This is a genomic window from Staphylococcus lugdunensis (assembly GCF_002901705.1).
Classification (GTDB): domain Bacteria; phylum Bacillota; class Bacilli; order Staphylococcales; family Staphylococcaceae; genus Staphylococcus; species Staphylococcus lugdunensis.
Genome location: NZ_PPPV01000012.1, coordinates 74,192 through 100,378, shown reverse-complemented (window position 1 = coordinate 100,378; position 26,187 = coordinate 74,192). Strand labels below are relative to the sequence as shown.

The 26,187-nt window shown below is 32.8% G+C and carries 29 protein-coding genes, 1 tRNA gene, 1 pseudogene and 2 riboswitches; of the genes and pseudogenes, 11 read left to right on the top strand and 20 right to left on the bottom strand.

The window, feature by feature from the left end; translation table 11 throughout:
• A pseudogene (locus CD041_RS12245) lies at positions 1-542 on the bottom strand (MFS transporter); the annotation flags it as partial.
• Positions 543-645: 103 nt separating this feature from the next.
• Here CD041_RS12245 and mnmL point away from each other — a divergent pair.
• Both mnmL and mnmM read left to right on the top strand, forming a co-directional pair.
• On the top strand, positions 646-1,599 hold the full coding sequence (mnmL, locus tag CD041_RS01265; RefSeq protein WP_002458811.1) for a tRNA modification radical SAM protein MnmL/YtqA: 954 nt from the start codon (positions 646-648) through the stop codon (positions 1,597-1,599).
• The gene (mnmM, locus tag CD041_RS01260; protein ID WP_002458810.1) at positions 1,596-2,159 is read left to right on the top strand and encodes a tRNA 5-(aminomethyl)-2-thiouridylate-methyltransferase MnmM; all 564 of its coding nucleotides are present in this window, start codon (positions 1,596-1,598) and stop codon (positions 2,157-2,159) included. Before mnmL ends, mnmM begins: the two co-directional genes overlap by 4 nt.
• A 50-nt stretch (positions 2,160-2,209) precedes the next feature.
• Here mnmM and CD041_RS01255 read toward each other — a convergent pair whose 3' ends face one another.
• Positions 2,210-2,611, bottom strand: a complete 402-nt coding sequence (locus CD041_RS01255) for a transcriptional regulator, SarA/Rot family (RefSeq protein ID WP_002458809.1) — start codon at positions 2,609-2,611, stop codon at positions 2,210-2,212.
• 493 nt (positions 2,612-3,104) lie between these two features.
• Entirely contained in the window at positions 3,105-3,938 is an 834-nt protein-coding gene (locus CD041_RS01250) for an alpha/beta fold hydrolase (RefSeq protein WP_070648714.1), read from the bottom strand.
• Positions 3,939-4,154: 216 nt separating this feature from the next.
• Between CD041_RS01250 and CD041_RS01245 the strand changes: the two genes are divergently transcribed.
• Entirely contained in the window at positions 4,155-5,141 is a 987-nt protein-coding gene (locus CD041_RS01245; RefSeq protein ID WP_002492647.1) for a proline dehydrogenase family protein, read from the top strand.
• A 77-nt stretch (positions 5,142-5,218) separates the two neighbouring features.
• Here the strand turns inward: CD041_RS01245 and ribH are convergent, their stop codons facing one another.
• The 7 genes from ribH to CD041_RS01210 form a co-directional block, all read right to left on the bottom strand.
• A complete protein-coding gene (gene ribH, locus CD041_RS01240; RefSeq protein WP_002458806.1) occupies positions 5,219-5,677 on the bottom strand; it encodes a 6,7-dimethyl-8-ribityllumazine synthase in 459 nt (152 codons plus the stop codon).
• A gap of 12 nt (positions 5,678-5,689) precedes the next feature.
• Positions 5,690-6,871: a 3,4-dihydroxy-2-butanone-4-phosphate synthase gene (gene ribB, locus CD041_RS01235; RefSeq protein WP_070648712.1), complete on the bottom strand. Its 1,182-nt coding sequence runs from the start codon at positions 6,869-6,871 to the stop codon at positions 5,690-5,692.
• A 12-nt stretch (positions 6,872-6,883) separates the two neighbouring features.
• Complete coding sequence (gene ribE, locus CD041_RS01230; RefSeq protein WP_062077767.1) at positions 6,884-7,516, bottom strand: riboflavin synthase; 633 nt, start codon at positions 7,514-7,516, stop codon at positions 6,884-6,886.
• Between the two features lie 7 nt (positions 7,517-7,523).
• Complete coding sequence (gene ribD, locus CD041_RS01225) at positions 7,524-8,567, bottom strand: bifunctional diaminohydroxyphosphoribosylaminopyrimidine deaminase/5-amino-6-(5-phosphoribosylamino)uracil reductase RibD (protein ID WP_225306451.1); 1,044 nt, start codon at positions 8,565-8,567, stop codon at positions 7,524-7,526.
• Positions 8,568-8,705: 138 nt separating this feature from the next.
• Positions 8,706-8,835: riboswitch (FMN riboswitch) on the bottom strand.
• A 106-nt stretch (positions 8,836-8,941) separates the two neighbouring features.
• Entirely contained in the window at positions 8,942-10,441 is a 1,500-nt protein-coding gene (locus tag CD041_RS01220; protein WP_070648710.1) for an FAD/NAD(P)-binding protein, read from the bottom strand.
• Positions 10,442-10,824: 383 nt separating this feature from the next.
• Positions 10,825-11,679, bottom strand: a complete 855-nt coding sequence (sagB, locus tag CD041_RS01215) for a peptidoglycan release complex glucosaminidase SagB (RefSeq protein ID WP_002458801.1) — start codon at positions 11,677-11,679, stop codon at positions 10,825-10,827.
• A 201-nt stretch (positions 11,680-11,880) separates the two neighbouring features.
• A complete protein-coding gene (locus CD041_RS01210; RefSeq protein ID WP_002458800.1) occupies positions 11,881-12,105 on the bottom strand; it encodes a hypothetical protein in 225 nt (74 codons plus the stop codon).
• Positions 12,106-12,302: 197 nt separating this feature from the next.
• Here CD041_RS01210 and CD041_RS01205 point away from each other — a divergent pair, with 197 nt between their 5' ends.
• Both CD041_RS01205 and CD041_RS12240 read left to right on the top strand, forming a co-directional pair.
• Complete coding sequence (locus CD041_RS01205; RefSeq protein WP_002478005.1) at positions 12,303-12,773, top strand: sigma-70 family RNA polymerase sigma factor; 471 nt, start codon at positions 12,303-12,305, stop codon at positions 12,771-12,773.
• 180 nt (positions 12,774-12,953) lie between these two features.
• Positions 12,954-13,235 (top strand): competence protein ComK, encoded by a 282-nt coding sequence (locus CD041_RS12240; protein WP_225306494.1) that lies wholly within the window; start codon positions 12,954-12,956, stop codon positions 13,233-13,235.
• Here the strand turns inward: CD041_RS12240 and CD041_RS01195 are convergent.
• Both CD041_RS01195 and CD041_RS01190 read right to left on the bottom strand, forming a co-directional pair.
• The gene (locus CD041_RS01195; RefSeq protein ID WP_002458797.1) at positions 13,216-13,668 is read right to left on the bottom strand and encodes a hypothetical protein; all 453 of its coding nucleotides are present in this window, start codon (positions 13,666-13,668) and stop codon (positions 13,216-13,218) included. The two genes, CD041_RS12240 and CD041_RS01195, sit on opposite strands and share 20 nt — an antisense overlap.
• A 130-nt stretch (positions 13,669-13,798) precedes the next feature.
• Positions 13,799-14,512 (bottom strand): transaldolase, encoded by a 714-nt coding sequence (locus tag CD041_RS01190; protein WP_002458796.1) that lies wholly within the window; start codon positions 14,510-14,512, stop codon positions 13,799-13,801.
• Positions 14,513-14,768: 256 nt separating this feature from the next.
• Between CD041_RS01190 and CD041_RS01185 the strand changes: the two genes are divergently transcribed.
• From CD041_RS01185 to crcB (CD041_RS01175), 3 genes are all read left to right on the top strand, one after another.
• Complete coding sequence (locus tag CD041_RS01185; protein WP_002478003.1) at positions 14,769-15,074, top strand: hypothetical protein; 306 nt, start codon at positions 14,769-14,771, stop codon at positions 15,072-15,074.
• Positions 15,075-15,142: 68 nt separating this feature from the next.
• On the top strand, positions 15,143-15,508 hold the full coding sequence (gene crcB / locus CD041_RS01180) for a fluoride efflux transporter CrcB (RefSeq protein WP_002478002.1): 366 nt from the start codon (positions 15,143-15,145) through the stop codon (positions 15,506-15,508).
• Entirely contained in the window at positions 15,505-15,858 is a 354-nt protein-coding gene (gene crcB / locus CD041_RS01175; RefSeq protein WP_062077772.1) for a fluoride efflux transporter CrcB, read from the top strand. Before crcB (CD041_RS01180) ends, crcB (CD041_RS01175) begins: the two co-directional genes overlap by 4 nt.
• Before the next feature lie 184 nt (positions 15,859-16,042).
• Here the strand turns inward: crcB (CD041_RS01175) and CD041_RS01170 are convergent, their stop codons facing one another.
• The 3 genes from CD041_RS01170 to metK all read right to left on the bottom strand — a co-directional run bounded on the left by CD041_RS01170 (position 16,043) and on the right by metK (position 19,194).
• Entirely contained in the window at positions 16,043-16,843 is an 801-nt protein-coding gene (locus tag CD041_RS01170; RefSeq protein ID WP_218086039.1) for an aldo/keto reductase, read from the bottom strand.
• A 147-nt stretch (positions 16,844-16,990) separates the two neighbouring features.
• Positions 16,991-17,899: a nuclease-related domain-containing protein gene (locus CD041_RS01165; RefSeq protein WP_002458791.1), complete on the bottom strand. Its 909-nt coding sequence runs from the start codon at positions 17,897-17,899 to the stop codon at positions 16,991-16,993.
• A gap of 98 nt (positions 17,900-17,997) precedes the next feature.
• Positions 17,998-19,194: a methionine adenosyltransferase gene (gene metK / locus CD041_RS01160; RefSeq protein ID WP_002458790.1), complete on the bottom strand. Its 1,197-nt coding sequence runs from the start codon at positions 19,192-19,194 to the stop codon at positions 17,998-18,000.
• 102 nt (positions 19,195-19,296) lie between these two features.
• Positions 19,297-19,405: riboswitch (SAM riboswitch) on the bottom strand.
• 160 nt (positions 19,406-19,565) lie between these two features.
• Here metK and pckA point away from each other — a divergent pair.
• Positions 19,566-21,158 (top strand): phosphoenolpyruvate carboxykinase (ATP), encoded by a 1,593-nt coding sequence (pckA, locus tag CD041_RS01155; RefSeq protein WP_070648706.1) that lies wholly within the window; start codon positions 19,566-19,568, stop codon positions 21,156-21,158.
• A 63-nt stretch (positions 21,159-21,221) separates the two neighbouring features.
• On the opposite strand, the gene CD041_RS01150 is transcribed toward pckA, so the two are convergent.
• Both CD041_RS01150 and ytkD read right to left on the bottom strand, forming a co-directional pair.
• Entirely contained in the window at positions 21,222-21,995 is a 774-nt protein-coding gene (locus tag CD041_RS01150) for an alpha/beta hydrolase family protein (RefSeq protein ID WP_002492634.1), read from the bottom strand.
• Positions 21,976-22,449 carry an RNA deprotection pyrophosphohydrolase gene (ytkD, locus tag CD041_RS01145; protein ID WP_002458787.1) on the bottom strand — a complete coding sequence of 158 codons (474 nt, stop codon included), beginning with the start codon at positions 22,447-22,449 and terminating at the stop codon, positions 21,976-21,978. Before ytkD ends, CD041_RS01150 begins: the two co-directional genes overlap by 20 nt.
• Positions 22,450-22,515: 66 nt before the next feature.
• Here ytkD and yidD point away from each other — a divergent pair, with 66 nt between their 5' ends.
• On the top strand, positions 22,516-22,773 hold the full coding sequence (gene yidD, locus CD041_RS01140) for a membrane protein insertion efficiency factor YidD (protein WP_002458786.1): 258 nt from the start codon (positions 22,516-22,518) through the stop codon (positions 22,771-22,773).
• On the opposite strand, the gene menC is transcribed toward yidD, so the two are convergent.
• Positions 22,770-23,774, bottom strand: a complete 1,005-nt coding sequence (menC, locus tag CD041_RS01135; protein ID WP_002492644.1) for an o-succinylbenzoate synthase — start codon at positions 23,772-23,774, stop codon at positions 22,770-22,772. The two genes, yidD and menC, sit on opposite strands and share 4 nt — an antisense overlap.
• Before the next feature lie 6 nt (positions 23,775-23,780).
• A complete protein-coding gene (gene menE, locus CD041_RS01130; protein ID WP_002458784.1) occupies positions 23,781-25,175 on the bottom strand; it encodes an o-succinylbenzoate--CoA ligase in 1,395 nt (464 codons plus the stop codon).
• Between the two features lie 323 nt (positions 25,176-25,498).
• Between menE and CD041_RS01125 the strand changes: the two genes are divergently transcribed.
• Positions 25,499-25,930, top strand: a complete 432-nt coding sequence (locus CD041_RS01125; RefSeq protein ID WP_225306450.1) for a hypothetical protein — start codon at positions 25,499-25,501, stop codon at positions 25,928-25,930.
• 112 nt (positions 25,931-26,042) lie between these two features.
• On the opposite strand, the gene CD041_RS01120 is transcribed toward CD041_RS01125, so the two are convergent.
• Positions 26,043-26,132: transfer RNA gene (locus CD041_RS01120), tRNA-Ser, on the bottom strand.
• Positions 26,133-26,187: the final 55 nt, after the last annotated feature.

Below are 26,187 nucleotides of genomic sequence, written 5' to 3'. Positions count from 1 at the left end.
AGATTGAATTGTGTGACAGCTACAATCGCGAATAGCACATACATTAATAAATTTGCAATAAAAATATAGTTAAAACTAAGCTCAGCAACAAAGCCTCCTAAAGCAGCACCAAGTGCGACACCAATATTTTGAGCTAAGTAGATAGCATTAAACGTTTGCCGTCCACCATTGGGCCACACTGCTCCGGCCATAGCATAAATTGCTGGTACAATCATGCCACCACCAAAACCAAGCATAACTAACCATACTGCATACAAAGGCCAACCATGGAAAAAATTTAGCATCGTTGTACTAACTAAACACACAGCAGTTCCAGTTAAAATCGTACGATAACCACCTAATTTATCAAACAAACTACCACCTAATAAGTTACCAACAACCATACCAAATGAATTTATCATTAACACAATACCTGCAATAGTAAGGCTTTTATCGAGCTCTTCTTTCATATATATCGTATTTAAAGGCCATAAAAAACTAGAACCGGTAATATTGAGCGCCATGCCTATTACCAGCATCCATACTGATTTAGGTATATTCATACACTGAGTCCTTTCTCTCTCTTTTCTCAATCTACAATAGACACTATAACATTAAAATATGTTAAAATCTTTACTTAGAAACAATTAGAAAGGAAAATGTCTTATGGGTAAATATTTCCCGTATGCTTTTGAGAATAAACGCTATCATACTTGGAATTACCATTTAAAAAATAAATTTGGCCAAAAAATATTTAAAGTGGCATTAGATGGCGGCTTTGACTGCCCTAATCGTGACGGAACTGTTGCACATGGTGGTTGTACATTTTGTTCTGCAGCTGGTAGCGGCGATTTTGCTGGAAATCGAGCTGACCCTATTGAAGTTCAGTTTCAACAAATCAAAGCAAAAATGCATGAGAAATGGCATGAAGGAAAATACATTGCCTACTTTCAAGCGTTCACTAATACACACGCCCCTGTTGAAATACTAAAGGAAAAATATGAACCTGTATTACAAGAAGAAGGTGTTGTAGGATTATCCATTGCCACGCGTCCAGACTGTTTACCAGATGATGTAGTAGAATACCTTGCTGAGCTAAACAAACGCACATACTTATGGGTTGAATTAGGACTCCAAACGATACATCAGTCTACATCTGATTTAATAAATCGTGCACACGATATGCAAACATATTATGATGGGGTCGCTAAATTAAGAAAACATAATATTAATATCTGTACGCATATTATTAATGGTTTACCTGGCGAAGATTACGATATGATGATGGCCACAGCCCGTGAAGTTGCCAAAATGGATGTTCAAGGCATAAAAATACATCTACTTCATTTATTAAAAGGAACACCTATGGTAAAACAGTACGATAAGGGTTTACTAAAATTTATGAGTCAGCAAGAATATACTAACCTAGTATGTGATCAACTTGAAATCTTACCCCCAGAGATGATAATTCATCGTATTACAGGCGATGGACCCATTGATTTGATGGTAGGACCAATGTGGAGTGTTAACAAGTGGGAAGTTTTAAATAATATCGATGATGAGCTTGCTAGACGTAATTCTTATCAAGGGAAATTTCACAAAGAGCGGGTTCAAATATGAAATTAGAACGCATTCTTCCCTTTGCTAAATCTTTAATTACGTCTCATATCCAAAGTGATAGTATTGTGATTGATGCTACATGTGGTAATGGATTCGATACATTATTCTTAGCTCAACACGTTCCAAAAGGTCATGTATATGGTTTTGACATACAACAACAAGCAATTGATAACACTGCTAAGAAGATCAAATCATTTAAAAACGTATCATTAATACATGATAGTCATGAATATATCTCAGACCACTTAATATCTGCTCATAAAAATAAAATCACTGCAGCAATCTTTAATTTAGGCTACCTACCAAAAGGTGATAAATCAATTGTCACCCAGCCTGAATCAACTATACGCGCTATTGACGCCATATTTGAACAGTTAACGATTGAAGGCATTATTGTAGTTGTTATTTATCACGGCCATTTTCAAGGCAAACTAGAACGTGATGCATTACTTGATTATTTCAGCAATATAGATCAAACAAAGGCTCAAGTTCTACAATATCAATTTATAAATCAACGTAATGACGCTCCATTCATCTGCGCAATAGAAAAAATCAATTAAAATGCTTAGTCTATAAGTCGCTATTTCCTGACTATAGACTAAGCATTTTTCTAGATATTTAAAATTGAAGTGAAACTTGTTTGCATGGAATTTGATTTTTTGTGTACTGCATCACAAATGAATTTTAATAAGTCATCACGTTTACCATTTTGATTTTCATTGTAATGAATGATAACTGTACGCTCATCATCTTGAGGGCGTTCTTTGTAAATCCATTCTAAATTTACAAGGTTATTGTATGTGCGTGTACGTTTATAAGACTTAATCTTTACAAAACTATCCATTTCTTTTAACGTCATCGACCCTTTTTGCCATAGCGTTAGTAAAATTAAGATTTCTTCTTTTGTCATGCCGTATTCTTTCTCAATAACGTCGAAAATTGAATTGATGTCCATTAGTAGCGCTTCTAATTTTAATAATCCAGATACTTGGTCTATCGTTTGCTCGCTCACTAAAATCTCTCCCTGTCATAAAACTAAATAATACAATTTACCGATGATAAAGAATGTTGTTGCATTGTTAAAACCCTTAATAAACTTTTAATAATTTAATTGTCTTTTTATTTAATCACAACTATAACCATAAACTTGGTGCTAACATCAGCAAATTGCTAATTATTCATGTAGATTTTTATCCAATTAATTATTAATAAATTTATATGTATAAAATATACCAATTTCTATGTAGATATGCAACTAAACCATTTGTATTATGAATTTATTGTTTTAAATAAACACCGACACAATTAATGCCATCACACATAAGTAGTCTTCAATATTATAAAAACAAACTTTATTATGCGCACTTTAGCAGATGCGTAACAACAATTTATACTGTCACATTCCAAATAAAAAACACAAAAACCTTTAGAAAGTATAAGTTCCATAACCCATTCAAGCAGATAATTCGGGTTGCGTCATAAATAGATCTTTCACTATCTTTTATTTATTCAATATCCTCTATTTCTTTTTCTTTAACGATAAATCCCATCGTATTTACACTATTATTTAGAAATGTTAATACATATCGCATGACTTGATCACGTTCAGGCTCATTTTGGATTTCATGATATAAACCTTGCCATTTTTTATAATAGAATTCATCAGATTTTAGATTTTCTTTTAATTTAATTATCGCTTTAGGTTCGACAATCGCATCTTCAGAACCATGCATTAGTAATGTAGGTATTGATTTTACGTCCCCAACGTAATCTAATGTTTCTTTCATTTCTTCCACAACAGTATTGTACCAATGATATGTTACTTTTTTTAACATCAAACCATCATTAACCGTTTCTTCTCTTATTTCTTCATTTCTAGTCAACTGTTCAACTTCAATATTAACTTTAAAACGCGTATCTTTGGATACTTTTCCAATATTAGAAATTAAAATGTCTTTCCGTGTTGTCTTGTTCTTTTGTAATTCTAATAATGGTGAAAATAAAATCATACCCTCAATAGGCAATCGATCTACCTTTTCTAATAAATTAAGTATGATTAATCCTCCTAGACCAATCCCCATAACAAATGTAGGTAATTTATAATCATTTGCGAGTTTAATCCATTCTAAAACATGTTCATGATATTCATTAAAGTTTTTAATTTGCCCCTTGTTTGCACGTGAAGTCTGCCCTTGTCCTGGCAAATCACCCATAATCACATGATAACCATTTCTTCTTAACATCGTAATAACATAAGCATAACGCCCTGTATGCTCTAACATATTATGGACAATAACAACTACGCCTTTAGCATTATTTTCTGTTTCCCATTTCCACATGACTTATTAGTCCCTTCTACATAAACTCTACAGCTTAAATTATAGCAAATATCAGCTTAATATGGCTAACACTCTAATTGACTCAAGAAAACATTTCTGCAATAAATTGAACTTGAAGCAAAACGTATGACCGATATTGAAAACGCTTTCTCTTACGAATATTTCATGCTAAACTATTTATAAAATATATTGATTATAATATTGGAGGTTTACTACATGACACTATTTAGGGATTTCTTCATCGCTTTATCAAATAATACATATTTAAATCAAACAGCTAAGAAAATCGGCCCCAAAATGGGTGCAAATAAAGTCGTAGCAGGTAATACCATTCCAGAACTAATAGATACAATTGAAAGGCTTAATGAAAAAAATATCGCTGTTACCGTTGATAATTTGGGAGAGTTTGTAGGTACACGCGAAGAAGCCACAACAGCAAAGAATGAAATTCTCACTATAATGGATGCCATTAATGCATATAATGTAGATGCCCATGTATCTATTAAATTAAGTTTACTAGGAGGAGAATTTGATTTACAATTTGCTTTTGATAATTTACGTGAAATTTTATTGAAAGCTAATGAATATCAAAATATGCACGTCAATATTGATACTGAAAAATATGACAGTTTGCAGCAAATTATTCAAGCGCTTGATAAATTTAAGGGAGAATTTAAAAATGTCGGCACAGTTATACAAGCATATTTGTACGATGCTGATGAACTCATCGAACGTTTTCCAGATTTAAGATTACGATTGGTTAAAGGTGCCTATAAAGAAGATGCTTCCATTGCTTATCAAACAAAAGAAGATATTGATAGCAACTATATTAAATTAATTGAGAAACGTTTGCTAAATGCGCGTAATAAAACATCCATTGCGACACATGACGATCGAATTATCAATCATGTCAAACAATTCGTCAAAGATCACCATATTAAAAATGATGATTTTGAATTTCAAATGTTATATGGATTCCGTTCAGAACTAGCTGAACAAATCGCAAGAGAAGGCTATCATTTCACCATTTATGTTCCATATGGTAATGACTGGTTTAGCTATTTTATGCGTCGTCTAGCAGAGCGTCCTCAAAACTTATCACTAGCAGTTAAAGAATTTGTTGATACTAAATCTCTCAAAAAAGTTAGCGCGATAATTGGTATTTCTGCATTGTTACTTTTGATTACGAAAATTATAAAATAATAACGACACATATAAAGGGAGCAGGACTTCGAATTCACAATGAATTTTATCCTGCTCCCAAATTTATAGACTAAACATTATAGTTGTTGCAATAAGTTGGCCATTTCAATTGCACTGACTGCCGCTTCAGATCCTTTATTGCCAGCTTTAGTACCAGCGCGTTCTACAGCCTGCTCAATGCTTTCAGTTGTTAATATTCCGAAAATAACTGGTGTATCTGATACATCATTCGCTCTTGCAACCCCTTTAGACACTTCATTGCACACATAATCATAGTGAGAAGTTGCACCTCTAATTACACACCCCAATGTTATGATTGCATCATAATGTTTTTTTTGTGCTAATTTTCTAGCTACAAGCGGTATTTCAAACGCACCAGGAACATAGGCAACATCAATATTACTATCATTGACATCATGGCGTATTAATGTATCTTTAGCACCCTCTAATAGTCGATTTGTAATAAAATCATTAAATCGACTTACTACTATCGCAATTTTCAACTCTGAACCAACTAATTTACCTTCAAAATTCATTTTTATAACCTCCTAGATTAAATGACCCATTTTAATTTTTTTCGTTTCCATATAATCATGGTTGTGTGTTGTTTCTGGAACAATGACTTCAATACGCTTTGCAATTTCTATATCATATTCATTTAGCCCTTCAAATTTTTTCGGATTATTACTTAACAAATTAACTTGCTTGACATTAAAATATTTTAGAATTTGACTAGCAACCTTATAATCACGTAAATCTTCATCAAATCCAAGAGCTAAATTCGCAGTTACAGTATCATAGCCTTGCTCTATTAACTCGTAAGCACGAAGTTTATTTATAAGTCCGATACCTCTGCCTTCTTGGGGTAAATAAATCACCATTCCACCATGTTCATTAATATATTTTAAGGACGATTCAAGTTGCGCACCACAGTCACATCGTTGACTATGAAAAATATCACCAGTTAAACATGCTGAATGAATTCTTACATTTTCAGTAGTTCTTGGCTCTCCTTTAGTAATAACAACGATTTCATCCTGTGTAAGTGTTGAATCAAATCCATACATTTCAAAGTTGCCAAAATCTGTTGGCATATTTACCTTTGCTCTTAAGTTCACCTGTATATCATGCTGTTGTCTATATTCTATGATTTGTTTTATAGAAATAAGCTTAAGCTGGTGTGTTTCTTTAAACTTTTCTAATTGTTCTCCCTTAGCCATCGAACCATCGTCATTCATAATTTCACAAATAACTCCTGCAGGTGCTGCACCTGTCATTTTAGCTAAATCAACCGTTGCTTCAGTATGACCTTCACGTTCTAAAACGCCATTATCTTTGGCAATAAGTGGAAATAAATGACCAGGTTTATGAAAATCTTCAGCCATTGTATCAGTGGCAATTAAAGACCGTGCCGTAGTCATGCGTTCAATTGCACTAATTCCCGTTGTTGTTGTATAGTGATCAATACTTACAGTAAAGTTTGTACCATAGTCATCTGAATTTTGCATTACCATTGGTTTTAACTCTAAACGTTCGGCAATATCAGTGGAAATTGGCGTACAAATCAAGCCACGACCGTGCTTAGCCATAAAATTAATCGTTTGATCTTGCATCCATTGTGTTACTGCAACAAGATCTCCCTCATTTTCTCTATCTTCATCATCTACAACAATTATAGTTTCTCCTTTTTTTAACGCTTGAAGTACCTCTTCAATGGTGTCAAATTGCATATTTAATCCCCCTTAAAAACCATATGATTTTAACTTATCTAATGTTAAAGTATTGGAATTTTTATTAATGATTGTGGCTACATATTTGAATAAAACATCTGTCTCTAAATGTACAAAGTCTCCTTGTTTCTTATCTGCTAAAATTGTTGAGCGCCGTGTTTCTGGTATGAGATGTATATCAAAAGATGATTCACGTATATCAAATACTGTCAAACTAACGCCATCGACTGCAATTGATCCTTGCTTCACAAGTTGTTTAATGATTGTTTGTGATGCTGAAATTTGAATTACTTTTGAATCGGCTGTCTGATTGATTTTTGTAATTGTACCTAATTCATCAACATGGCCTAGAACAAAATGGCCACCAAATCTACCATTGCTGTGCATCGCGCGTTCTAGGTTCACTTCTTGATGACGCTGAACATTAGCAAGATAGGTTTTATCTTCTGTACCTTGTATGACTTGCACTGAAAAATGATTGCTATTAAAGTCTGTCACTGTCAGGCAAGTCCCGTTAACGCTTATAGAATCACCAATATGCATATCATCAATAATCCTTTCAGCTTTAATGATAAGTGTGCGTACTGATTGATCATTACGTATTTCAACAATGGTTCCAATTTCTTCTACGATTCCTGTAAACATGGTTGTTTCACTTCTTCCGTAGTTCTAATTTGATATTTTGATCTAATAAAGTGGAATTAACAATTTCAAATTCAAAGGTATCCTGTAAATCTATAACTTCTTGTGTTTGAAAGAATTGATTTGTTCCAGAACCACCTATCAATTTCGGGGCAAAATAGATGATGAGTTGATTAACTAACTGTTGTTGGAGAAATAATGAGGTAACTTTAGGTCCCGCCTCGACGAGCAGCCGACCTACACCTTTTTTATATAAATCTTGTAAAATATCAGTAATTTTACAATTGCTCATGTAATTAATAAAAACATTGGGTAAAGTTGTTGTTAATGTGGCATCTTCAGTGTATATCCATATATCAGATAATTGATTATGAAACATATCTAGACTAAAGTCAACGTCCCCACTTCGAGATAAAATAACACGAATAGGGTGTTTACCATCTTTAACTCTAGTCGTGTACTGAGGATTATCTGCTAATACGGTTTTATTTCCTGTTAACACGGCATCATGACTGTGTCTTAAACGATACACATCTTGCTTTACTGTTTTATTGGTAATCCATTGACTTTGTCCATAATCTGTTGCCTGTTTACCGTCTATACTTGTAGATACTTTAACGGTAATTTCAGGAATTTTCTCAGCTTTAGCTTTAAAAAAGTCTTCGTATAAACAATAGGCTTCATGATCAAACTGCTGATACACTTGGATACCAGCTTGGGTTAAGATTTCATCACTTTTACTAGGTAAAGTTGTATCTTTTACAGCATATACTACCTTATCTAGACCATGATCGATGATTTTGTTAACGCACGGCGGTGTCGAACCATAATGCGTGCATGGTTGTAAAGACACATAAATTGTTGCACCTTGTGCTTCGTCACCAGCCATGTCAATTGCTTGCACTTCAGCATGTTTCTCACCTTGTTTTAAATGTGCGCCAAGTCCGATAATTCTGCCATTTTTAACAACTACTGCTCCTACTGGTGGATTAACACCAGTCTGTCCTTTAACCATCTTAGCAAGCTGTATTGCCTTGCTTAAATATAAATCCAATTTATCACCTTCATAAAAAAACCTTATACCAAAATAGGCATAAGGAGATTGATATAATGATATTTGAACAAGCCTACACAATAATTTCTGTGCATGCTTAACAAACATTAAACGTAATCGTTTATGTTAACGTCGATTGTATTCTTTCTCCCATCCAGACTATACTGTCGGCTTCAGAATCTCACTGAATCAGCCACTTGTGCATCACAAGCAGGTCGCAGGCTTAATCACTGCCGGTTGGGAATTTCACCCTGCCCCGAAAGAACGTATTATGAAGTTGATAATTCTACTTTAAGTGTTACTAAAACACTATGAGTTTATCTTACTAAATTTTAATAAACTTTACAATGAAAGCAATTTAATTTCTTTAATTACTATTTTTTAGAAATATTGTCGCGACTTAACCGTGATTGATGTTCATATAAATAATCCACTGCATTAACTACTTGTGAAACAATCATCTTAACACCATTTCTTAATTTATTTACACCATTGGTAAGCTGACCTATAGCGACAGCGTTAGTCAACGTCCCATATCTTGGACTAATAATTTGATTTGTTTCTGGCACAATTTGAATACCACCCATAGGATGTGCTTGTACAATACGACGATTCTCTAGGTTAATGACTAATTGATTATCCTCGTCTAACTCTGCTAAATGTGTTTTAGCACCTGTTGCATTAATAATAATGTTAAAGTCATCACACGAAGATGTGTCATTAAATGTTAGATTAAATAATTGTCCATCATGCGTAATATTCTCTAGACCACGTTTTATAATTAAAGAGCCATTCTGCATTAACTCAATAAGTAATTTAGCTGTTCTAGGCGGCATTGGATTAGAATTAAGTTGAATCACTTTAGTATATTTCTTATCGAACAACTGTTGATCTGAGCTACTCAAACTATTGTATATCCAGTTTAAATTCTCTTTTAGATGTTCTATCAATCCTTGAAATACACCGAGCTCTTGTGAATGATCTAAGTCATATTGCAAATCATCAATATGATTTCCTGAACGTCTATTTATTAACGTATCTAATTCAATATTCCATTCTTCACATTCCTTATAGAAAAGCTTAACTAAAGTATCTAGTGGTACGTTTCCATAATTAACTGCCTTGATACTATTAAAAGTTTGTTTTGTTAAATAACGAAATGTTATTTCTTGCATATTTCCACGCACACTTGGCAATTGCGCCGAGCGACTCGTCATAATGATTGGAAGATGCTTATGATGTGTTGCTACATATCTAACCACATCTAAGCTAGCTAACCCTGTACCTATAATAGCAATACGATCTGTCTCTTTCACTTCATCCAAAGTGTTATATGTTGGATATGGCGATTGGATATATCCTGGAATTCCTTTTAACTGGTATGGATCGTGATAGCTTAATGTCCCAATAGTCAAAAAGATATAATCATACTCCTTCCAATCATTCATATCATCAGAAGTACAAACATAATATTTTAAAGCTGTTTCATCAACATTTGAGTTAGTAAATATTTCTTTAACTTCGTCATGAATCAATGTTAAATTATCAAAAATTTTATCAAAATGTAACAAATAGGATTTCATATAGTGGCCAAAAATAAATCTTGGTAAATATTTAGGGTTCTCATAAGAAAAAATATTTTGCTGCTGATACCAATGCCAAAATTCTAAATCATCTTCTAAATTTAAACTCATCTTCTTGGATGGTAAATTAATTAATAGTTCATCACTATCATTTTGAAAAGGTACCCCGTGACCCATGTTGATTTTATTATCGTAGACATCTACAGTTAAAGTTGAAAAGTTTTCGTGTTTAACAAGTTGTCTTAGCACACTTACACCAGCTGTTCCCATTCCAATTATCGCTACACGCATGATTTCTTCACCCTTTTTAATTATCTGTTTCTTTCTTCTAGATACTTCTTTATTGTATCAATAAGTATTTAGAACTAAAATAAAAATAACTTCGCGTTATTTAAGTAAAGTCATTATTTAACTTTTATAAATGAAAAATATATTAAATGAGGTGTTTTAACTATGAAAGTTATAGCAAAAATCATTTTAGTTACTGTTATGTTATTTGCTTGGATTAATCGTAAAAATAAAGCTGAATAAATCGTTTTATAAAAAATAAAAGCTCCACTAAATATCTTGAGGAGTCAAGAACATAAATAACAAAATAAAAATGACAATTTCTATTAAGATCATGTAGAAATTGTCATTTTATTCAGAGATATATTATATCTCAATTTATTTTCTTAATTCGCTTTATGTTTGTCATCATCTTTATAGACATACCATTTGAAATATTTTCCTTCTGTTTTCATTTCTTGATAAAAGTCAGCGATAATCGTTGCATTGCTTTCAGCCCATTTAATATCTGTCGCATACTGATGTTCGCCAGGGTTCTTAGGATTCCATCTCATGCTGTACAATGTATTTTGATCATCATGTGATAAGAAATGTTTGTGAATGAATTCTGCACCGCCACGTATTGCTTTTTCTGGCGTATCCCAACCATGCTTTTTAGCGTATTGTGCACCTGTTTTAATTGGATCTTCATCTAAAGCACCAACACCATAAAAATTATAATATTTCTTACCATCGATTTCCACGCCATTGGCTAATTGACTCTTAGAAGCACCTGTTTCAAGTAAAGCATGTGATATAAGGTAAACTTCATTAACATGATTATCTTTAGCCGCTTCTAAAAAATCATCCGTATGTTTTAACAATGTTTCTCTATCAAACAACATACGTTTAATTCTATTTTTATCAATACCTTGATATTTCGATAAATCTAAAAATTGATATTTCTGTTTGTTATCTTCAATAAATTTACTGCTATCCATTGCTGTTTTAATTTCAGTAGCAGAAGCATCTCTCCAAGCATTATTGCTTTTATTAGAAACTTGCTGGCTTGTATAATTATCTATTTGTTTCTTAGAAGCTTTATCGAGTGTTACATCTAAATTTTCAACCTTTTCAACTTGTTTAACTTCTTTAAATAAAATTTGATCTGAAATCATTGAAAAGAAGATTATCCCAACAATTACTAATAGTATTAGTAATCCAAACAACCCGATAATAGAGCCTCTTTTGTGCTTTGCCATATTCACACCTCTTAGGTCAATGTTGTAAAACTTATGCAATATGTGTTTATGATAATAAAGTTTAACATTATTATATTGCTTTCACAATTTTATATAAGCTTTGTTACATATTCATAAATGAATAGTAATAAAACTGCAAAATAAAATGGTTAGACAAATCGTCCTGTATAAATTTGCCCTAACCATTTAACTTTCACATTTTTATTCACGATGATTTTTGTATTCCATCATAATGAAACTTGCTGCTTGAGAGCGATTCTTATAATAATATTGATTTAAATCGATAGTACCCTCTACTTCACCATCTCGATACATCATTTCATTTGTAAAATTATTAATCATTACAAAATCTGAGCGATCTTTAATAATATCCAAGTCATCATTTCGTGCAAAAAAGTGTTCAAGATTTAAGTGTGCGTAATCCATATATACCTCCTTAGCGTCAAATTTGTTATATGCTGAAGTTTGTTGATGTTTTAGTCAATAACTTATTTTTAAAATATACCTATGCCCTATATTTAACACCTTATAGCGTAATTAAGCAAATGATATTTTTCAATTTTTAGCATAAGCTATGAATATCCGGATAAATTTCATTATGCGCATAAGAAACGGAGCAGCTAATGTTATTTAACAATGTATATCATCAATTTAATAAATATATTCATTATTTGTTAAATAAATATCATATTCGTTATAATTATGATGAGTATTACCAACTCATGCTCATACGATTATGGCAACTCACAAACCAATATAATGCCTCTTTAAATTCAAATTTTTCAACTTTTATTATCTTCCGACTAAATTATTATTTAATTGATTTATTTAGAAAAGAACAGCCTAAACAATCCGTAGAAATAAGTATATTAAATCCAAGCTCATCAAAGCTACCTATTTATATCCTCAATGACTTCAATCTTATTATGCAAGAGGCATGGAAACACTTAACGCGTCAAGAACAGCAATGGCTCATCTTACAGATAAGTGGATACAAGCAATATGAAATTGCCCAACATATGCACGTCTCATTATCCTCAGTAAAAAATTACAAACGCAATGCCAGACAAAAGCTTCAGCGCTTCTTCACATAAAGGAGTCAGCACACCATGAATGTAACTAAACTGGATCAATTACTCTACTTAAAAACTTGTACTAGCAATAAAATATCTACAGAATGTAAATATTTAGAACACACTGAAATAATACCTAAATCAATGAAGCAAGTACTATATCATTATCTTGAATTTTATGGTAGATATTTGCCTTTATAAATAAAGGTTGCCAAGCGTTTATTACACATCAATAAATTAGTGCCTATTTATGTAAACCAACAGACCATACTATTTCCTATTAGACCTCAACGTTCTCCAATTCAATGTTACATTAATGCTAAACATATTGTCGCCATGCATGCGATTAACAACCATATCATCATCGTTTTTGAACAACAAATCCAATTAATTATCGATGCCCCATATACACTTATTTATAACAAATGGAAAGAAAGTTTATTACTATCACATCTTATACCACTTAACTACGCGATTGATTAAATTTATATTCAAGTAGCTTCTTTGTCGCATATGCTGTTATTTTTTTAATTAACCAAAGACTGATAATGATTAATAAGATCGCACCTATTAAGATTAAAATAACACTCCACGTGGCTACTTTTACTTGTGGATTAATAAAATAATTTACTGCAGTTAAACTCGTAATGAATCCAAATAAAAATAATCCCATAAAAACAACATACAAGACGATAATTAAAAACAGTAATAATACTAAAGAACTGTGTGTTTGATTTTTCTCTTTGAAAACATAATTTTTTAAAAACTGATTTGCATAATAAATGGGACGCTGCAATATTTTTTCGTCATTGTTATCAATCAAATGATTTAAATATCGTTCTAATTGTATTTGCTCATTATTATTTAAAAACCACAGTTGCTTTTTTATTTTAGCTACAAATTGACTTTCATTCATCTACATCCCTCCTATTCATTTAATATATCAATAAAGCTAATACTATAAGATTTAAACAATGTCTGCAAGTTTATCTTTGGACATATAAAACCCCCAACAATAAATTAATTGCTGGGGGTAAATATTTGAGTTACAAAATAGATAAGCCTGAACTTTGGATATCTTTAGCAAATCCCTTAACCGTATCTACTGATAAACCATTAATGTCTCGACCTAAATTATTATTAACCTTCTTAACGACATCTGCTGGGCACGTAATGATATCTGCGCCAACCTCATCTGCTTGGATAACATTATATAATTCGCGACAGCTAGCCCATAATAATTTAACACCTGCTTTACTATGCGTAACTGTGACTGCTTCTTTCATTAATGGTAATGGATCTACACCAGTGTCAGCAATTCTTCCAGCAAATACTGAAACATATGTTGGTACACCCTCTGTAACTGCTTCTGTAATTTCTTTAACCTGTTCAATTGTATAAACTGCTGTAACGTTTAATCTAACATTGTCTGCAGATAATTTTTTAATGAGCGGAATCATTGACTCACCTTTTGTGTTAACAACTGGGATTTTAACAAAAACATTTTCCCCATATTGTTTTAAAATTTCGGCTTCTTTTTCCATTGTCTCTATATCATCAGCAAATACTTCAAATGATATTGAAGCATCTGGTATCTCTTTTACAGCTTCCTCTGCAAATGCTTTATAATCCGTAACGCCGGCTTTAGCCATTAAGCTTGGGTTCGTTGTGAAACCGTCAACTTGTTTATTTTTATATGCTGCTTTCATTTCTTCAATATCTGCACCATCTGCAAATACTTGTACATTTAATTGTGTCACTATGCATTCCTCCAACTAATTAACTTAAGGTATCTTGCTAAAAATATTGTAGTCTATCTTTGAAATTAAGACACACACATTTTATTACTGCCACTTTAAGTTAAAAATAATATAATTCATTTATATCATGTGGTTGTTATACAAGCTAATGTTTTGTTTGGTAATTTGTCATTTAATATATCAAAGTTGATAATTATTATTTCATTGTTGCGTAAATATGGTAAAATATTCTGATGAGTCACTTAGGAGGTCAGTCATGTCTAAATCAAAAAAATATTTTTATATTTCAATTATTTTACTAATAATTAGCTTTTATTTTAATACATTTAACCCCTATTTAAGTCAACAAATAACATCTATTAAATATTTAATGATTGCTTGCAGTGTTGTTAACGTAATTATTTTAATTGCAGCCATTATTTTTTCTGATAAAGCGATTAAGCACTTGAATGAAAACAGTGATTGGATACGTATAGCAAGTAAAATATTACCCTTTATTATTCTATTGGTAATCATCTTCCATATTTATGCTTCAATCACTACTTTTGGCATTATCAAATAATGGGTAAAAATTTATCATAATTACTGAATAAATCATAACTTAAACGCTATATTAAGGATCGATGTTCAATGCAATATTTTTATATTTTCATTGGTGGAATGATAGGCGCTGCTTGTCGTTATCTGCTATCAACATTCAATTCAACAACAACATTTCCATATGGTACATTAAGTGCAAATTTAGTTGGTGCTTTCTTAATGGGCTTATTATTCACTTTAACAGTGCCATTTCTAAGCAAGCATCCTAAATTGAAAAAAGCACTCACAACTGGATGTTTAGGTGCTTTTACAACATTTTCTACATTTCAATTTGAATTGATTACAATGCTTGAACAATCTCTTTTCTTAACCGCATTATGTTATGGAATTGTTAGCTACATTTTGGGAATTTTAAGCTGTTATATAGGTCTCAAGTTAGGACGTGAGTTATCGTGATAACACTTATCCTTATAATGATAGGCGGCGGTGTGGGTGCATGTGCAAGAGCTTGGATTACTCAGCAATCAAAACATTATTTAAAGATCGATTTCCCTATCGCAACGTTATTTGTAAATTTGCTTGGATGTTTTTTAATTGGTTATACTGCATCCATTGCTCATGAACATCATTGGTTCTCTTTATTCGTTGTCACAGGATTTTTAGGAGGATTAACAACATTTTCTACTATGAGTTTAGAACTTGTTCAAATGTTGTTAGAAAAAAATAAAGTCATTAAATTTGTACTTTATACTGTGCTTCAGTTTATCGTTGGCTTTCTATTATGTTTATTCGGCTATCAATTATAAAGACACATACGAGTAAGGAGCGGAACAGAATTCATTATAAATCCATAGTCCTGCCCTGGCAAAGTTGACTAATATTGAATCAAGCTTGATATAAGCGTATTTTCAATCCAGTCAATTACTGCCAATATATCGTTCATAGCCTAAAACATAATATCCCGAATCCTTTCTTGTTACGCCTTTTAATTTACCCTGCAAAATCTTGAGGGTTTGGTCCTATACGCTTCTCTTGATTTAATTGGTCGATACGTGCCATTTGCGCACCGCTCAACTCAAAATCAAACACTTGGATATTTTCTGTGATTCTTGATGACGTGATTGATTTGGGAATCACGACTACACCATGTTGAATATTCCAACGAATAATAACCTGTGCCGGAGACTTAGATACTTCATGTGCGATTTGTTGAATTGTTTGATTATTAAGTAATTGTCCGTTTTGTAAAGGAGACCATGACTCCATAGGGATGTGCTGTGCTTTTAAGTAAGTTCTTAATTCATTTTGAGTAAATTTAGGGTGATATTCAACTTGATTGATCATTGGCTTTATTGAGACCTGTGCAAGTAAGGCCTCAAGATGATTTACGTCAAAATTACTGACACCTATACTATAGACTTTATTATCTTTATATAAATCTTCCATGCCCTTCCACGTATCAATCATGACTGCTTCATCTTTGCCGGGCCAATGAACTAAATATAAATCGAGATAGTCTAATCCCAATTTTTTCAAACTTTGTTCGTATGCTTGTGCAACGTTTTCTCTACCAAAATCTTCAAAATATAATTTTGATGTAATAAATAAATCTTCACGACTTAATCCTGTTGATGTCATTGCTGCTTTTATACCTGCACCAACCTTTTCTTCATTACCATATACTTTTGCCGTATCTATACTTCTATACCCCTGTTCAATCGCATATTGGACTGCTTGTTGACACTCGTTATTATTTCCAATCCGAAATGTTCCTAGACCTACTTTAGGCATCGCTTGTCCATTATAAAATTCTATCGTTTTCAAATGATTCAGCCCCTTTTACATTAATAACGCTAATACCTATTCCCACTCTTGTAAATTTTAAGCATAAAACAGCACCTAACTCGTATAAAAGGAAAGTTAGGTGCTAGTTATTTTTTAGTTAAATGATTCTATTTTTGTCATAATTTCTTGCAAATCATCAACATTGTATTGAATTCGACCATGGAAAACAAATTTGTTGAAAAATTCATTTAGTTGCTCTGGACCGACAAGTACTTTCGCACTTGAAGTTTGCGCATAATTTGAAATAGTTACTTCACCTTCACGTTTAGGATTGAAATAAAGAATAGATGTAGGTGTGTATGTTAATCCTAATTTCGTTTGCAAGTCAGTAGCTAACTTTTCAATTTGTGCAAGTTGTGCTGAATAATCTAAAAATGATAGCGATGATTGATCATCATTTTGATCTAGTACTAAGGTATGCGGTGCTTTGGCATTTAAATCCAATGTTGAAAAGACTTGTTGCATCATTGGCAATTCATTAAATTGATTACCACTTATACCATTATACACATGTCCCTTTAATAACTTGGAATCAATAATATAAAGCCCTGTACGAGTTAATACAAGATGACTGATGCGTTCAATATTATTCAAGTCATTACCAGGTAAAAAGATATTAGCCATAATATGCATATCTTCAGGTCGGATTCGTTTTTCATTGACAAGACGTTCACGGATACCAATTAATCTCATATCCGTCACATATTCACTCGTATTTTTTGAAAATAATTTTAGAGCATCAATTTCTCGCTCTTTGCTATTAACAGTTGCTTCGTAATTTTCCTTTTGTTTAGTAACTGTCTTTTTGTTTTCAATTCTTTCTTTTTCTAATGCTTCGTCATGTGATTCTTGCATTTGCTTTTCTTTTAATTTATATTCGTCTACCGTTTGTCGTTTTATCTTTTTATTATTTCTTAATGCAACGAAAAATAAGATTAAGCAAATAAGTGCTATTACCACAGCAACGATTAAACCGATTTCCATTGGTCCTAATGAATTCATTCAAACAACGCTCCTTTAATTATTCAATAACTATAATTATAATAGAAAATCTGTCTTATTTCGATATTTATCCTTAAATTTAGTAATTAAAAATTAAATTATGCTTGAACGGCGTCTTTTAAAATATTGACTTTATCTAATTTTTCCCAAGGTAATAACACATCTGTTCTACCAAAATGACCATATGCCGCAGTTTGTTTATAAATAGGATGTTTTAAATCTAACATTTTAATGATACCAGCGGGTCTTAAATCAAAATGTTTTCTAACTGCAGCGACAAGCTCACCTTCAGATACTTTACCTGTATTAAACGTATCAATGGCAATAGAAACTGGTTCAGCTACACCAATGGCATAAGCAAGCTGTACCTCACATTGGGCTGCAAGTCCAGCTGCAACAATATTCTTAGCTACATACCGTGCTGCATAAGCGGCAGACCGATCTACTTTTGTTGGATCCTTACCACTGAAGCATCCACCTCCATGACGCGCATATCCGCCATACGTATCAACAATAATTTTTCGTCCTGTTAAACCAGCATCACCTTGTGGTCCACCAATAACAAAACGCCCTGTAGGGTTAATAAAGAACTTAGTGTCCTCATCTAAAAGATTATCAGGTACCGTTGGATAAATAACATGATTTTTAATATCCTGTTGAATTTGTTCTAATGTTATATCTTGCGCGTGTTGTGAAGATACCACAATTGTATCGATGCGGTATGGTTTGTCATTTTCATCATATTCAACAGTTACTTGCACTTTGCCATCCGGACGTAAATAATCTATAATGCCATCCTTTCGAACATCTGATAAACGTTTAGCAAGCTGATGTGATAAGAATATTGGTAAAGGCATATACGTTTCAGTTTCATTAGTAGCATAACCAAACATTAGCCCTTGATCTCCGGCACCAGTTGCTTCTATTTCTTCTTCTGAAATATCATTACGATATTCAAGTGCTTTATCAACACCTTGTGCAATATCCGGTGATTGCTCATCTATAGCAGTTAAAACTGCCATTGTTTGGCAATCATATCCATATTTAGCTCTTGTATAGCCAATATCTCTAATTGTTTCTCTTACAACTTTAGGAATGTCCACATAAGTTGTTGTTGAAATTTCACCAGAAATCAATGCCATACCTGTTGTAACAGTTGTTTCACAAGCAACACGTGCATTAGGGTCGTCTTTTAAAATTTCATCTAAAATGGCGTCGGATACTTGGTCAGCTATTTTGTCGGGGTGTCCTTCAGTAACTGATTCTGAGGTAAATAAGCGTTTATTATATGTCATTGTTTACTCCTTTAAGTTATTTTACGAAAACTCTCTTGTATAAGCCAAATTAAAAGAGCCTTCTACTATTTAGATAGAGAGAAGGCTCTAGACGTCCATTCGCTCTTATCGTTCAGACCATATTTGTCTGCAAACGGTTTGGCACCTTTCTTTATAAAAGAGGTTGCTGGGCTTCATTGGGTCCATGTCCCTCCGCCACTCAGGATAAGAGAATCCGTTAAGAATTATACTACCGAATTCGTTAGCTAATGTCAATTTTAGATTTTTCATACCAACATCGTATTAGCTATGGCATAATCCTTTCATTATGTTATACTATTGAATTGTAAAGGCTTTCACATGTAATATTTATGCACTGGAGGGGTTAAAGTATGTCAATTAATACATACAGCGAAACGTCAAAAATTAAACACTTATTAGAAAAAGAGACAACTTTATTTCAGCTTTCAACGACGCAGCTTTATAACAAAATTCTTGAAAATAACGAAGGAGAACTGACTGAATTAGGTGCAATCAATGCTAGTACAGGTAAATATACAGGACGTTCACCAAAAGATAAATTTATCGTTACTGAACCTTCATATAAAGATAATATTGACTGGGGCGATGTCAATCAACCTATAGATGAAGAAACATTTTTAAACCTATATCACAAAGTTTTAGATTACCTTGATGAACGTAACGAATTGTATGTTTTTAATGGTTATGCAGGCAGTGATAAAGATACACAACTTAAATTAACGGTTATTAATGAATTAGCATGGCATAATTTATTTGCACATAATATGTTCATTCGTCCTGAATCAAAAGATGAAGCTATAAAGATTAAACCGAATTTTACAATTGTATCTGCACCTCATTTTAAGGCAGACCCAGACATTGATGGCACTAAATCTGAAACATTTGTCATTATTTCATTTAAGCATAAAACAATTCTTATTGGCGGTACAGAATATGCCGGAGAAATGAAAAAAGGTATTTTCTCTGTTATGAATTATTTATTACCAATGCAAGATATCATGAGTATGCATTGCTCAGCTAATGTGGGTGCTAAAGGTGATGTTGCGTTATTCTTTGGTCTATCTGGAACAGGAAAAACAACTTTATCTGCTGCTGCAGATAGAAAACTAATCGGGGATGATGAACACGGTTGGAACAAAAATGGTATTTTTAATATTGAAGGCGGTTGTTATGCAAAAGCAATTAATCTTTCAAAAGAAAAAGAACCGCAAATATATGACGCTATTAAATATGGCACAATTCTTGAAAATACAGTTGTACATGAAGACGGTAGCGTAGATTTTGATGACAATCGATATACAGAGAATACACGTGCTGCCTACCCTATTCACCATATAGATAATATCGTATTACCATCTAAAGCAGCACATCCAAATACGATTATTTTCTTAACAGCGGATGCATTTGGCGTACTCCCTCCAATCTCTAAATTAACTAAATCGCAAGCGATGTATCATTTTTTGAGTGGATTTACATCAAAATTAGCTGGAACAGAACGAGGTATTACCGAACCTGAACCGTCATTCTCAACATGTTTCGGCGCACCATTCTTACCTCTAAATCCGACCGTATATGCTGATTTATTAGGTGCGTTAATTGATGAACATAACGTTGATGTCTATCTCGTAAACACCGGCTGGACAGGCGGTAAATATGGCGTTGGTCGCCGCATTAGCCTCCACTATACTCGTCAAATGGTTAATCAAGCAATCACAGGTCAATTAAAAAATACAGAATATATAAAAGATGACATGTTTGGTCTTTATATTCCGACAGAAATCGAAGACGTGCCAAAGACAATTCTTCAACCGATTAATGCTTGGAATGATTCAGATAAATATAGAACTCAAGCGCAAGACTTAATCAAACGCTTTGAACATAATTTTGAAAAATTTGGTTCAGAAGTAGCCGAGATAGCACAAAGTGGCGGCTTTAATAAATAAAAACCTCAAAAATATAGCTTAGATGCATATTATGATTTAAAATTCGTAGTGCATCTAAGCTTGTTATTTTTGAAGCTCTTCTATTTCCTTCATCCAATTGAATATACGTTGAATTGCCAATCTCATTGCTACTGGTCGAGGTACATGGCCTTCTGCAAGTTGATAAAATGTATCAAATTGCGTCCCTCGTTGTTTCAAAGCATCTTCTAAAACGTATGCCTGATGAATACCGACTTGTTTATCCTGACCTCCATGAATGATAAGTATCGGTGGACTCGTTGCATCAATATCCTTTAACGCATCACGTTTTTTATAGGATTGTGCATCTTTAACAGGATGTCCAATCATTCGTCGCAACATTCCTCTCAAATCCACACGTTCCTCATACATTAAATTTACGTTTGAAACACCCCCCCAAATAATATAACTGTCCACTGGTAAATCTTGAAACGTTAATAAACCTTGCAGACCTCCGCGTGAAAAACCAATCATATGAATATAAGCGTCAGGATATGATTGATGTAACTGCTGAACAAGTGTTGTCACATCATGTAAATCACCTTGGCAAAATTCATCTCTACCTTCACTCCCATTATTGCCTCGATAATATGGCCCAATAACTAATGTCTCTGGTGATGAAAATTGCATTAATCTTGCTGCACGCACACGTCCTACCTGACCTTTTCCACCACGTAGATACACAACAATCCGCTCAACCGTTTTATGAGGTAACATTTGTAATGCTTTCACTTTTAAACCATCAACAACATAGGTTACCTCTGCAAATTCATGTGTCAATGATTCAATTGGCATGGTTTTATAAAGAATATAATCCAAGCAATTTCACCCTCTCCAAACACTGCTGAATAGCTGCATCTTGTATTAAATAACTTCGCTTGTTTTCAGGAATATCGTTAAGTCTTTGATAAAGAATGGGACCTGCTGTTTCTAAATAATCATTTTTTTTATCTATACGACTTACTTCAATTGCATATACATCTTTGACAAAAGGTGTCTTATCCTTAGTAAATACTTCATATTGCGCAATGTACGTAAGTTTCTGGCATTGGGCGCCTGTTTCTTCAAAAAGTTCGCGTTTAATCGCCTCCATACTTGTTTCTCCTTCTTCCCGTTTACCACCTGGAAATTCTATTCCTCTTACTTTATGCTGAGTAAATAATAGCTGCTGTTTATAAAATGGGATAGCTAAAACATGGTTACCATTCGCAATATCTTTATCATTTTTATATGTGAGGATAACACGTCTATTTTCTTTATCTAAAAATTGCATATAGATTACTTCCCCTTTCAATATGTTAAAATGAAGTTATTGCTAGATGGTTGGAGGCTTTTATAAATGAAAAAATTATTACAAAAATTATTTTTAAGCTTAATTTATGTTTATCAACATTTTATTTCCCCAATGACACCAGCGACATGTCGTTTTTATCCAACATGCTCAGAATACACACGTGAAGCCATTGTGGTATATGGACCACTCAAAGGAACTTATATGGGTATCCGTAGAATTTTAAAATGTCATCCTTTTCATAAAGGCGGATTTGATCCAGTACCGTTAAAAAAAGATAACAAGCACTGTCAACATAAACATTAAAACATGACCAATTGTGATGTATCAACCTCGGGAGGAGAAAATGAAATACGTCGTTGTTTTAGAATACCTGATTGTGACACAAGATCATGATCATAATAGTATCCAGAAGGTGTAATATCCCCTGGATAATCTCCAAATTGTGCTAAGTAAGCTGTAAAATAACGACTTAACCCATATTCATACATTCCACCAATGACGACACTAATATTATCACGTTGTAGCTTGTGTATTAACTTAATCACATGGTCAATACCACCCATTCTAAAAGGCTTAATTACGACCACTTGTATGTTATAACTATGACATAACGTTAATATTTGTTGCACTGATGTAGCCTTTTCATCTATTGCCACTGGCGGAAATAAATTATGCTTATAATTTTTATATAAATCCATTGTTTTAAATGGTTCTTCGATATAAATAGGATGATACTGCTTAACCAGTGCTAATTTAGGTAAATCTTCTTTAGTTAATGATTCATTTGCATCAATTACCAACTGATATTCAAAATCCAATTGCTTATTCATATGCGCTAAATCTTTCAAAATATGATTCGACCATTTTATTTTAATGCGTTTTGGTTGTGTCTCTTTAAGTTGAACGAAATGCGCTTCGGTTAACCCGCTCACAGTTGCACCATAATCCACATTTATAATTGGTAATGTTTGGTACATTTGAAACACAGCCATTACCACTGTAGCCCGAGCAGCTGGAGCAGCGTTCAGCTGATTTAAATAAGGGAGCCAAGCATCAAAGGTCGAAAATTCTTTATTTTTGATACTACTCGACCATGCTTCAATAACCTTTTGAACACTATTAATTGTTTCTGAGTCATACCAATCCGATTCAAATGCATTGCATTCACCAAAAAATGATTTTCCCTGTGAAGTAATCATTTCAATAATTAGTGCTTTACGACTTGTTAAATGAACTTTCGGGGTTGTTATTGGCACACGAAACGATTGATTATACAAATAGTAATTGATATCTACAATTTTCATTCATACTCATCCTTTAAGCTCAAATTTATTACGTTGCAATTTCCCAGTAGATGTATAAGGTAATGTTTGAACGGCAACATATTTTTTAGGAACTTTATAAGCAGCAAGTTGCACTCTTAAAAATCGATCTAACGACGCAATATCAATGTTGTCTTCTGAAATATAATATAATAATGGGACTTGTCCCCATGTTTCATCTGATAAAGGCACACACATCGCGTCTTTTATACCATCAAATTGTTTAGCTTGCATTTCGATTTCATAAGGATAAATATTTTCACCACCACTAATGATTAAGTCTTTGCGACGATCATAAATCACGACAAATCCATCCTTATCAACCTCCGCAATATCCCCCGTTTTAAAATAGCCATCTACGAATGCGTCTTTTAAACCTTTAGGATATAAATAACCGTCCATCACATTGTTACCTTTAAGCCACAACTCACCATGCCCATCGCGATTAGGATTATGTATCTTTATCGAAACATTGCTACTCGGTTTACCAACCGTATCATGACGACGAGCTAACATATCAGGTGATGCCGTTAAAAATTGAGAGCACGTTTCTGTCATGCCAAACGAATTATAAATTGGTAACTGATAATTTAGCGCTTCATCAATTAAAGCAACTGATAATTTAGCGCCTCCGAGCAATATTTTTTCAAGCTTATATGGCTGTGTTAAGCCGGCATCCATAAGCCATTGCAATGTTTGAGGAACAAGAGAAACATGCGTGATGTGCTCATTCTTAATGATATGCATCATACGCTGTGTATCAAATTTATCCAATAATCTTACCGTGAAACCTTCTATAACTGAACGTAGTAATACACTTAATCCTGATATATGATAAATTGGCAATACAGAAAGCCAAATCGTTGTAGAATCAAAACCTAAACTTGATTTACAGCCTTTTGCACTCGCATAATGATTGTTAAAAGTTTGTGGAACTGCCTTTTGTGGTCCAGTCGTGCCAGAAGTAAACATAATTGATGCGATATCTTGTTGGTTAAATGATTTAGATATCAATCCTTTATTACGTTTATCAATTAAACTCTGAAAAGGAATGATATTAAAATCTTTCAATGCTAAAGAAGCAGTAGTGATTATATATTGAACGTCAATCGACTGCATTTGAGCTGTGATTTCTTTTGGTGTTAATCGGGTATTAATCATAGCAATTTCGATATGTGCTATCCAACATGCATGAATTAAAATGACTGAGTTTATAGAATTGGTTAAATATAAACCTACCCTTGAGATATTAAGCGTAACAAGATGCTCAGCGATAACCTTTGCCCTATCATATAATGTTCGAAATGTGAGTGCCTTAACACCATCTGTAATTGCTATTTTATTTGGATTCATATAACTCTGTTCTGATAACCAATATTCCAACTCAATAGACCTCCATGTTCATATACATTCTTATTATAGCGATTTTGTATGATTTTATCAGTGACAGTGCTTAGGTTATTTGAAGCATTATATTTTTAAATAAACCTTAAAGTTAACAACTAGGATACATTAGTTATTTTTCACAGTATTTTTATAAATTTTACGCTTTGCATTTATACTTTTTTGCTACGCTGGTTATGGGACTTTTATTGAAAAAATTAATGATAAAAGGAGATATAATTTCATGATAAAAAAAGAACTCGTAGAAATTTATACTAACGGCTTAGAAGAAACATTTTCAGTAGGATATGTCCTTGAAGAAAATGAAAATTTCATTATATTTAAGTCTATTGATGAAAAAAGGTGTACTAGACAGTTACCAATTAAGGAATAAGGAATACATTGTAGAAACTTGTAATCAATCAAAATACCTTGAATTAATCGATAATTATATTTTACAAAGCAAAGAACATGGCATGTTTAATCCATTTAATATTGAAAATACATTCCATTTATCTTCAGATTTGCAAGATTTAATTACATTAAACTCAATGATAACAATCGTTATGCAAGATAGCATTGAATTAATCATTGGACGTGTAACCGAAGTACAGGAAAATATCATAAAAGTAAAAGTTTTAGATTTTAATTCCTTAGAGTTTACAGATGTTGACCAAATTTATATATCAGACATTGTAGCGATTGATTTAGTAAGTGTAGAAAATAAATTACTTGAAAACTATTTAAATGCGTAGTTTTTTGTAGCTGAGAGTAAGTTTATGGAAATGCGAATAAAAAAGAACGCTGATATATCAACGTTCTAGAGTAATTTAATTAATCAGAATTAAACTGATTTTTAATTTTGTATGGAGAGTGAGGGATTCGAACCCTCGAGACGCGATAAAGCGCCTACACACTTTCCAGGCGTGCTCCTTCGGCCAGCTCGGACAACTCTCCGTAACATATGACTTAATAAAATAAAAAACAGAAGCGATATTTCACTTCTGTTTAT

Bases quoted from the DNA above. Each gene is read 5' to 3' on its own strand.
- mnmL (WP_002458811.1), top strand. From the start codon at position 646: ATGGGTAAATATTTCCCGTATGCTTTTGAGAATAAACGCTATCATACT.
- mnmM (WP_002458810.1), top strand. From the start codon at position 1,596: ATGAAATTAGAACGCATTCTTCCCTTTGCTAAATCTTTAATTACGTCT.
- CD041_RS01250 (WP_070648714.1), bottom strand. From the start codon at position 3,938: ATGTGGAAATGGGAAACAGAAAATAATGCTAAAGGCGTAGTTGTTATT.
- CD041_RS01245 (WP_002492647.1), top strand. From the start codon at position 4,155: ATGACACTATTTAGGGATTTCTTCATCGCTTTATCAAATAATACATAT.
- ribH (WP_002458806.1), bottom strand. From the start codon at position 5,677: ATGAATTTTGAAGGTAAATTAGTTGGTTCAGAGTTGAAAATTGCGATA.
- ribB (WP_070648712.1), bottom strand. From the start codon at position 6,871: ATGCAATTTGACACCATTGAAGAGGTACTTCAAGCGTTAAAAAAAGGA.
- ribE (WP_062077767.1), bottom strand. From the start codon at position 7,516: ATGTTTACAGGAATCGTAGAAGAAATTGGAACCATTGTTGAAATACGT.
- CD041_RS01220 (WP_070648710.1), bottom strand. From the start codon at position 10,441: ATGCGTGTAGCGATAATTGGAATGGGAACAGCTGGTGTAAGTGTGCTA.
- sagB (WP_002458801.1), bottom strand. From the start codon at position 11,679: ATGGCAAAGCACAAAAGAGGCTCTATTATCGGGTTGTTTGGATTACTA.
- CD041_RS01210 (WP_002458800.1), bottom strand. From the start codon at position 12,105: ATGGATTACGCACACTTAAATCTTGAACACTTTTTTGCACGAAATGAT.
- CD041_RS01205 (WP_002478005.1), top strand. From the start codon at position 12,303: ATGTTATTTAACAATGTATATCATCAATTTAATAAATATATTCATTAT.
- CD041_RS01195 (WP_002458797.1), bottom strand. From the start codon at position 13,668: ATGAATGAAAGTCAATTTGTAGCTAAAATAAAAAAGCAACTGTGGTTT.
- CD041_RS01185 (WP_002478003.1), top strand. From the start codon at position 14,769: ATGTCTAAATCAAAAAAATATTTTTATATTTCAATTATTTTACTAATA.
- crcB (WP_002478002.1), top strand. From the start codon at position 15,143: ATGCAATATTTTTATATTTTCATTGGTGGAATGATAGGCGCTGCTTGT.
- CD041_RS01170 (WP_218086039.1), bottom strand. From the start codon at position 16,843: ATGCCTAAAGTAGGTCTAGGAACATTTCGGATTGGAAATAATAACGAG.
- CD041_RS01165 (WP_002458791.1), bottom strand. From the start codon at position 17,899: ATGAATTCATTAGGACCAATGGAAATCGGTTTAATCGTTGCTGTGGTA.
- metK (WP_002458790.1), bottom strand. From the start codon at position 19,194: ATGACATATAATAAACGCTTATTTACCTCAGAATCAGTTACTGAAGGA.
- pckA (WP_070648706.1), top strand. From the start codon at position 19,566: ATGTCAATTAATACATACAGCGAAACGTCAAAAATTAAACACTTATTA.
- ytkD (WP_002458787.1), bottom strand. From the start codon at position 22,449: ATGCAATTTTTAGATAAAGAAAATAGACGTGTTATCCTCACATATAAA.
- yidD (WP_002458786.1), top strand. From the start codon at position 22,516: ATGAAAAAATTATTACAAAAATTATTTTTAAGCTTAATTTATGTTTAT.
- menC (WP_002492644.1), bottom strand. From the start codon at position 23,774: ATGAAAATTGTAGATATCAATTACTATTTGTATAATCAATCGTTTCGT.
- CD041_RS01125 (WP_225306450.1), top strand. From the start codon at position 25,499: ATGAAAATTTCATTATATTTAAGTCTATTGATGAAAAAAGGTGTACTA.